Origin of the sequence: Streptococcus mitis (genome assembly GCF_946190115.1) — a bacterium.
Lineage (GTDB): Bacteria > Bacillota > Bacilli > Lactobacillales > Streptococcaceae > Streptococcus > Streptococcus mitis_CO.
In genome coordinates, this window is sequence record NZ_CAMHZG010000031.1 from 1 (window position 1) to 4,305 (window position 4,305).

Sequence of the window (4,305 nt, forward strand, 5' to 3'; positions counted from 1 at the left end):
AACTCGCTCAAATTAACGAGAGATTCCCCGGTTTTCATTTCATTAAAAGTAAGAGACCTATTTTTTCAGTGGACTCCTCCACCTCTGGTATTTCTTTTTGTCCAGTTACATTAAAACTAAACTCAGGTTATATTTTTTTGTCGCGCTTATCTAACCACTTTCTGACTATCCACTCAGAAATGACATTACCGGTAATAGTAATCAGTAATGGTGCTAGAATAACTGTAACGAAGATTAGCAAAAACTCACCTCCAAACTAAGTTCGTTAGTGGAGTTGCGACAAATCCATTTTAACATACTTCAATTTGTCATGCTAGCGTTATTCTCTAATGTATTTTTGCGGTCGGGGGTCTTTTGTAGTATAATAGAGATACGTTTTTACAGTAGGAGGTATCTATGGATTTAACTAAGCGCTTTAATAAACAGTTAGATAAGATTCAAGTTTCGTTGATTCGTCAGTTTGACCAGGCTATTTCGGAGATTCCTGGGGTCTTGCGTTTGACCTTGGGGGAACCTGATTTTACAACGCCAAATCATGTCAAGGAGGTGGCCAAGCGAGCAATTGATCAGAACCAATCCTACTATACAGGGATGAGTGGTCTGCTGACTTTACGTCAGGCAGCCAGTGACTTTGTTAAGGAAAAGTATCAACTGGACTATGCTCCTGAAAATGAAATCTTGGTTACAATTGGGGCGACAGAGGCTTTATCTGCTACTTTGACAGCTATTTTGGAAGAGGGAGACAAGGTGCTCTTGCCAGCTCCTGCTTATCCGGGTTATGAACCAATTGTCAATCTAGTTGGGGCAGAGGTTGTCGAGATTGATACAACTGAAAATGGTTTTGTCTTGACTCCTGAGATGTTGGAGAAAGCAATTTTGGAGCAAGGTGACAAGCTCAAGGCGGTTATTCTCAACTATCCAGCAAATCCGACAGGAATTACCTACAGTCGGGAGCAGTTGGAGGCCTTGGCAGCTGTTTTACGCAAGTATGAAATTTTTGTTGTCTGTGATGAGGTTTACTCAGAATTGACCTACACAGGCGAAGCCCATGTGTCTCTGGGAACCATGTTGAGAGATCAGGCTATTATTATCAATGGTCTATCTAAATCACATGCTATGACAGGTTGGCGTTTGGGACTGATTTTCGCTCCTGCAGCCTTTACAGCCCAGTTAATCAAGAGTCACCAGTACTTGGTGACTGCCGCAAATACTATGGCTCAACACGCTGCGGTGGAGGCCTTGACGGCTGGTAAAAACGATGCGGAGCCTATGAAAAAGGAATACATCCAGCGTCGGGACTATATTATAGAGAAAATGACTGCTCTTGGTTTTGAGATTATCAAACCAGACGGTGCCTTCTATATCTTTGCTAAGATTCCAGCGGATTACAATCAAGATTCCTTTGCTTTTCTGAAGGATTTTGCTCAGAAGAAGGCCGTTGCTTTTATCCCTGGAGCTGCCTTTGGGCGTTACGGAGAAGGATATGTTCGCCTGTCTTATGCAGCGAGCATGGAGACTATCAAAGAAGCTATGAAACGACTTGAGGAGTACATGAGAGAAGCATGATTCAGTCTATCACGAGTCAAGGCTTAGTGCTCTACAATCGTAACTTTCGTGAGGATGACAAGCTAGTCAAGATTTTTACAGAGCAGGCTGGCAAACGCATGTTTTTTGTCAAACATGCTGGCCAGTCTAAGCTGGCGCCGGTTATTCAGCCCTTGGTGCTAGCACGATTTCTCTTGCGAATCAATGATGATGGGCTCAGTTACATTGAGGACTATCATGAGGTGATGACTTTTCCCAAGATTAATAGCGATCTCTTTGTCATGGCCTATGCGACCTATGTGGCAGCTCTTGCCGATGCTAGTTTGCAGGACAATCAGCAGGATGCTCCCTTGTTTGCTTTTTTGCAAAAGACTTTGGAGTTGATGGAAGCAGGTTTGGATTATCAGGTTTTGACCAATATTTTTGAAATTCAAATCTTGACCAGATTTGGAATCAGCCTCAATTTTAATGAGTGTGTCTTTTGTCATCGGGTCGGTCAGGCTTTTGACTTTTCTTTCAAATATGGAGCCTGCCTCTGTCCAGAGCATTATCATGAAGATGAGAGACGTTGCCATCTCAATCCCAATATCCCTTATCTGCTCAATCAATTTCAAGCCATTGATTTTGAGACTTTGGAGACCATTTCGCTCAAGCCTGAAATCAAGCAAGAGTTACGCCAATTTATGGATCAACTCTACGAAGAGTACGTTGGGATTCACCTAAAATCAAAGAAATTTATTGATTCCCTAGCAGACTGGGGACAATTACTAAAAGAGGAAAAGAAATGAAAAAAATTGCAGTAGATGCTATGGGGGGAGATTACGCACCTCAGGCCATCGTTGAGGGAGTCAATCAAGCCCTAGCTGACTTTTCAGATATCGAGATTCAACTCTACGGAGATGAAGATAAAATCAAGCAATATCTGACAGCGACAGAGCGCGTCAGCATTATCCATACAGATGAGAAGATTGATTCAGACGATGAACCTACGAGAGCTATTCGGAAGAAGAAAAATGCCAGTATGGTCTTGGCGGCCAAGGCTGTCAAAGAGGGAGAAGCAGACGCTGTTCTCTCAGCTGGGAATACAGGTGCTTTACTAGCAGCAGGATTTTTCATCGTGGGTCGTATCAAGAACATCGATCGTCCTGGGCTTATGTCGACTTTGCCGACTGTAGATGGGAAGGGGTTTGACATGCTGGACCTCGGTGCCAATGCGGAAAATACAGCACATCACCTCCATCAATACGCGGTTCTAGGTTCCTTCTATGCTAAAAATGTTCGTGGAATTGCGCAACCACGCGTTGGCTTGCTCAATAACGGAACAGAGAGTAGTAAGGGCGACCCGCTTCGCAAGGAAACCTACGAATTACTAGCAGCTGATGAAAGTTTGAACTTTATCGGAAATGTGGAAGCGCGTGATTTGATGAATGGCGTTGCGGATGTTGTTGTGGCAGATGGTTTCACGGGAAACGCTGTGCTCAAATCCATTGAAGGAACAGCTATGGGAATCATGGGCTTACTCAAGACCGCTATTACAGGTGGAGGTCTTCGAGCGAAACTAGGCGCCCTCCTTCTCAAGGACAGCCTCAGAGGTTTGAAAAAACAGCTCAACTACTCAGATGTTGGTGGAGCAGTCTTGTTTGGTGTCAAGGCACCGGTTGTCAAGACTCATGGCTCAAGCGATGCCAAGGCTGTTTATAGTACAATCCGCCAGATTCGTACCATGCTAGAAACAGACGTAGTTGCCCAGACTGCGCGTGAATTTTCAGGAGAATAAAAGAGATGACAGAAAAAGAAATTTTTGACCGTATTGTGACCATTATCCAAGAGCGACAGGGAGAGGACTTTGTCGTGACAGAATCCTTGAGTCTGAAAGACGATTTGGATGCTGATTCAGTCGACTTGATGGAGTTTATCTTGACACTGGAAGATGAATTTAGTATCGAAATCAGCGATGAAGAAATTGACCAACTCCAAAGTGTAGGAGATGTGGTTAAGATTATTCAAGCAAAATAAAGATAAGAAGTTCCAAGGCATTTGCTTTGGAATTTTTATTTGCTTTAAATGACCGTTTAGGAACAGATTTAGTCTTTCTAGGGACAGGAGAAATTTGAGGACAAATAAGGGATATAATGAAATCAGAAAAATCAATCTCCAAAAGGAGATAAGAAATGAAGATCAAAAGAAGAGATAGATTGATTTTTGTTGGGATATAAATGTTAACATAATCACAATTTTAATTGACTTTCCTTTTTTCCAGGACTATAATGTAGATATAAAAAAGGATTTATTTTATAGTTGGGAGAAGGTGATGGCTATGTACTTTTGATAAACTAGTCTCTATCTTATGTTCTTGGAAATTTTAGGAGTTTTATTTTGACTTTGTTTCTATTAGATTTTCTTACTTTGGATTTATCTATTTTAGGAGGAAATAACTATGAAAAAATCTAAACTACTTACACTTGGTTTGCTTGCTGGTGCTGGTCTGCTTTTGTCAATCAATCAAGCACAGGCTGCAGATACTTGGGTTAAAAATGGCGCTGACTGGAGTCTTTCTCAAGATGGAAGCTTAGCTAAAAATAAATGGGTGCAAAATGCTGGTTCTTGGTACCACTTTGATGCTTCTGGTAACATTCAGACAGGCTGGCTCAAAGATGGGAATACCTGGTATTCTCTAGCAGACAGTGGCGCCATGCGTACTGGCTGGTACAAGGAAGGTAACACATGGTACTCACTCGCAAATAGTGGCGCTATGCGTAC

General features: G+C 42.3%; 5 protein-coding genes and 1 pseudogene. All 6 read left to right on the forward strand.

Going from position 1 to position 4,305, the window contains the following annotated elements; all coding sequences use genetic code 11:
- The coding region (locus tag N8L90_RS09205) for a hypothetical protein (RefSeq protein ID WP_261025189.1) at positions 1–260 on the forward strand (260 nt) is incomplete at its 5' end.
- Between the two features lie 136 nt (positions 261–396).
- Positions 397–1,566, forward strand: coding sequence for a pyridoxal phosphate-dependent aminotransferase (locus tag N8L90_RS09210; RefSeq protein ID WP_261025190.1), 1,170 nt, complete (start codon positions 397–399; stop codon positions 1,564–1,566).
- Positions 1,563–2,333: a DNA repair protein RecO gene (gene recO, locus N8L90_RS09215; protein ID WP_000616135.1), complete on the forward strand. Its 771-nt coding sequence runs from the start codon at positions 1,563–1,565 to the stop codon at positions 2,331–2,333. Before N8L90_RS09210 ends, recO begins: the two co-directional genes overlap by 4 nt.
- A complete protein-coding gene (plsX, locus tag N8L90_RS09220) occupies positions 2,330–3,322 on the forward strand; it encodes a phosphate acyltransferase PlsX (protein WP_261025193.1) in 993 nt (330 codons plus the stop codon). The genes recO and plsX overlap by 4 nt, the downstream gene beginning before the upstream one ends.
- Positions 3,323–3,327: 5 nt before the next feature.
- On the forward strand, positions 3,328–3,561 hold the full coding sequence (locus N8L90_RS09225) for an acyl carrier protein (protein WP_000136448.1): 234 nt from the start codon (positions 3,328–3,330) through the stop codon (positions 3,559–3,561).
- Positions 3,562–3,982: 421 nt separating this feature from the next.
- Positions 3,983–4,305, forward strand: a pseudogene (locus N8L90_RS09230) (N-acetylmuramoyl-L-alanine amidase family protein); the annotation flags it as partial.